Source organism: Enterocloster sp. 210928-DFI.2.20 (assembly GCF_020554465.1).
GTDB classification, from domain to species: Bacteria; Bacillota; Clostridia; order Lachnospirales; family Lachnospiraceae; genus Enterocloster; species Enterocloster bolteae.
This window is the reverse complement of the sequence record NZ_JAJCHK010000079.1, coordinates 1-2,466: the sequence shown is the minus strand read 5'-3', so window position 1 is coordinate 2,466 and position 2,466 is coordinate 1. Positions and strand designations below refer to the sequence as shown.

General features: G+C 54.6%; 7 protein-coding genes. All 7 read right to left on the bottom strand.

Annotated features, from left to right (window positions below; all coding sequences use genetic code 11):
- Nucleotides 1–222 precede the first annotated feature (222 nt).
- Nucleotides 223–528 carry a hypothetical protein gene (locus tag LI015_RS27860; protein WP_002596410.1) on the bottom strand — a complete coding sequence of 102 codons (306 nt, stop codon included), beginning with the start codon at nucleotides 526–528 and terminating at the stop codon, nucleotides 223–225.
- A gap of 35 nt (nucleotides 529–563) precedes the next feature.
- A complete protein-coding gene (locus LI015_RS27855; protein WP_002572741.1) occupies nucleotides 564–836 on the bottom strand; it encodes a DUF6809 family protein in 273 nt (90 codons plus the stop codon).
- Nucleotides 837–838: 2 nt separating this feature from the next.
- Nucleotides 839–1,225 carry a VVA0879 family protein gene (locus tag LI015_RS27850; protein ID WP_002596409.1) on the bottom strand — a complete coding sequence of 129 codons (387 nt, stop codon included), beginning with the start codon at nucleotides 1,223–1,225 and terminating at the stop codon, nucleotides 839–841.
- A gap of 19 nt (nucleotides 1,226–1,244) precedes the next feature.
- The gene (locus tag LI015_RS27845) at nucleotides 1,245–1,448 is read right to left on the bottom strand and encodes a hypothetical protein (protein ID WP_002572743.1); all 204 of its coding nucleotides are present in this window, start codon (nucleotides 1,446–1,448) and stop codon (nucleotides 1,245–1,247) included.
- Nucleotides 1,448–1,723, bottom strand: a complete 276-nt coding sequence (locus tag LI015_RS27840) for a hypothetical protein (RefSeq protein WP_002593140.1) — start codon at nucleotides 1,721–1,723, stop codon at nucleotides 1,448–1,450. The genes LI015_RS27845 and LI015_RS27840 overlap by 1 nt, the downstream gene beginning before the upstream one ends.
- Nucleotides 1,720–2,151: a regulatory protein GemA gene (locus LI015_RS27835; RefSeq protein ID WP_002572745.1), complete on the bottom strand. Its 432-nt coding sequence runs from the start codon at nucleotides 2,149–2,151 to the stop codon at nucleotides 1,720–1,722. The genes LI015_RS27840 and LI015_RS27835 overlap by 4 nt, the downstream gene beginning before the upstream one ends.
- Nucleotides 2,135–2,466: hypothetical protein (locus tag LI015_RS27830; RefSeq protein ID WP_227126768.1), on the bottom strand; the 332-nt coding region annotated here is incomplete at its 5' end. The genes LI015_RS27835 and LI015_RS27830, both read right to left, overlap by 17 nt.

The window sequence follows — 2,466 nt, the reverse complement described above, 5'->3', positions numbered from 1 at the left end:
CGTATGAGCCGGTAGAAATCGGAAAAGGTGACCTCCACCCGGTCCTCTTTTGAGAATGCATCCAGTAGCGTTCCCATCTGTTTCTCCTTCCTTCCGGTATCCCGGAAATGTTACTTTTTCTCAGTTTCCATAGCCTTCCTAATGGCCCTTAACTCCTTCAGGATTTCAATTAACACCTTCAGGGTTTCGACCTTGGTCGTATACTCAAACATTGCCATGATTTCACCTCCATAACCACCCCGGCTCCTGGCCTTTCCTCTTCCGTACCGGCCTCAGGACCTTCAGCCTGGTACCATCCCACAGGACCTTCAGCCTGGCATGGTCCCACTCCGCTGCCCAACTTCCACGCATGGGTTCCTCTATCCGTTCAATCAGATAACGAGCCTTATACTCCCTGCCGGTATCACTATAATAGGCAATCAGCTGATGATGACGGATATCCAGCAGTTCCATAAGTTCAGAGTTTCTATACTCCCCCATGTACCTGCCATGGTCATACAGCCTGAAATAGGCTGCCCGTCCTGCCATACCGGTCCCCCCTTCCCCTCAAAACCAGGCCTCATCTACCGGAGCGCTTCCACCATGAGCTGGATGCCTGCCTTCATCCCGGCTATGTAGTTCTCTTCCTGGGCCCTTCCTGATAGCTCAATATCCATTTCCTCTAATTCGTCAAACGCCTCCAGCTGGCCTTTTTTTAATGTTTTCCGGAATCTCTGGTGGGCTTCATAGTTCTCCTTCATCCAGCGTTTATATGCGCGGGAATAGTCCATTCCGTCAGCCGGACGGAAATCACCATGGAATATGCGTTTAAAGAGCTTCGTATGTTTCCCTGGCATGACTACACCTCCTGTCCTGCAAACGCAAAACACTCCGTTCCGATTCCTTCTTCATCCAGGACAATAATCCCCTTCCCATCCGGGATACCAAAGAGTCCATAAGCCGCCCAGTTGCAGCCAGACGCATCTCCCGCCTTCGGGGCCCCCTTTCCCGTATATCTTCCAAGGCACTCCTGGCAGGCACAGTTTGGTCCTTTGGCTCCGGCCTCTTTAAAATCCCTGATTGATGCAATATGTCCGCACATAGGGCACTCAAACTTCCAATCCATGTAGTCCTTACCAAAACGTCTTTTTCCTTCCTCCCTCCATTCCTGGATTGTCATTATCTTATGCGTGGCATCCTCAACGACCTTGGTCGCTCCTGTGTGTAACTTAATTGTCCGTTTCATCTCCACTCTCCTCTCTTTACTATTCTATCCTATGGCTCCGGCGCACTATCTCCTCATGGTACTGCTTTGCATTCTCCGCCTTCCGGTCCCATAAGGCCCACATGCAATGCAGGACCCCCAGAAGGTAGGACTGGGCAAGGGCCGCATCCGCCCAGGACTTTTCATCCAGATAATCCTGGTATTCCCGGTATTTCCGGTCAAACAACTGCATCAGTCCTTCCATCAGCTCAGCATCCCTTCCGGCGTATCCTTCTTCATCTGCTCCTTCTCTATTTCCCGGCGCACATGTTCCCCCAGCTCCAGGGTCTGCTTCAGCTGGACCGCCTCCCTGGCAAGCTGGCTTTCACGGAGAAGGGCCTCCACCTCCAGCTCCATCCAATCGGATTTTTGTTGCTGTGTAGCTGGATGCCCCAGGTAGATGGCCGTGGCTTCCAACTGCGCACATAGGACCCCCGCCATAGCAGACCCAAACGTCCCCTTACCTTCCTTATCCTTCATCCCCGGCCATCCTCCTTTTCCGGCTTCCGCTCCAGGATGGCCTTCATGGCCTCAATCAATCCCTGGCACTGGTAATAGGTCAGCCATTCCACTGCGTCCACCCGGTACATCCGGTGGCACAGGGCACGGACCTGCCGCTCCTCCCAGCCCAGCTTCTCCTTCAGCTGGCCTATCTTTCGGCGCTGCCGTCCGGTCTGCGGGTTCCCCCTGCGTTCCGGCAGCCTCCCTTCCTGCCGTTTGATATCGTCCTTCTGTTTCTGCAGGATATGGCAGACATGGGACAGCTCCGACCGGTTCAGCTCACGGATGCTGTCCTTCCCGGTCTCACGGGCCACCAGCAGGTGCAGCTCCTCCTCGGTCAGCCCCAGCTCCTTTGACTTGGCTAACCCCCACAGGGTCTTGATGGTATACCTATATCCCGTTCCCATAGGCTTCCCCTCCTCCTGGCAGGCAGGGCACTTCCCTCCTGGATGGCCGGCTCCTGCGTTCCTGTAGGAATGCAGGGATTTGGGGTCCCGTCTCCCTGACCTTTGGCGCAGCCGGTTCCCGCACCTCCGCGGAACTGGCCTTCAGATTTATATCATAGGCTCCCAGCTCCCCGAGCTTCTGGAGGATGGTTCCCATGATATCCACCTCTCCCAGGTTCACCTTGTCCTCCGGGCATGTGTATGTAATGGTCAGTATCTTGCGTTTCATCGTCCATTCCCTCCCTACAGCAGCATCATGGCGGATGCCTCGTTGAT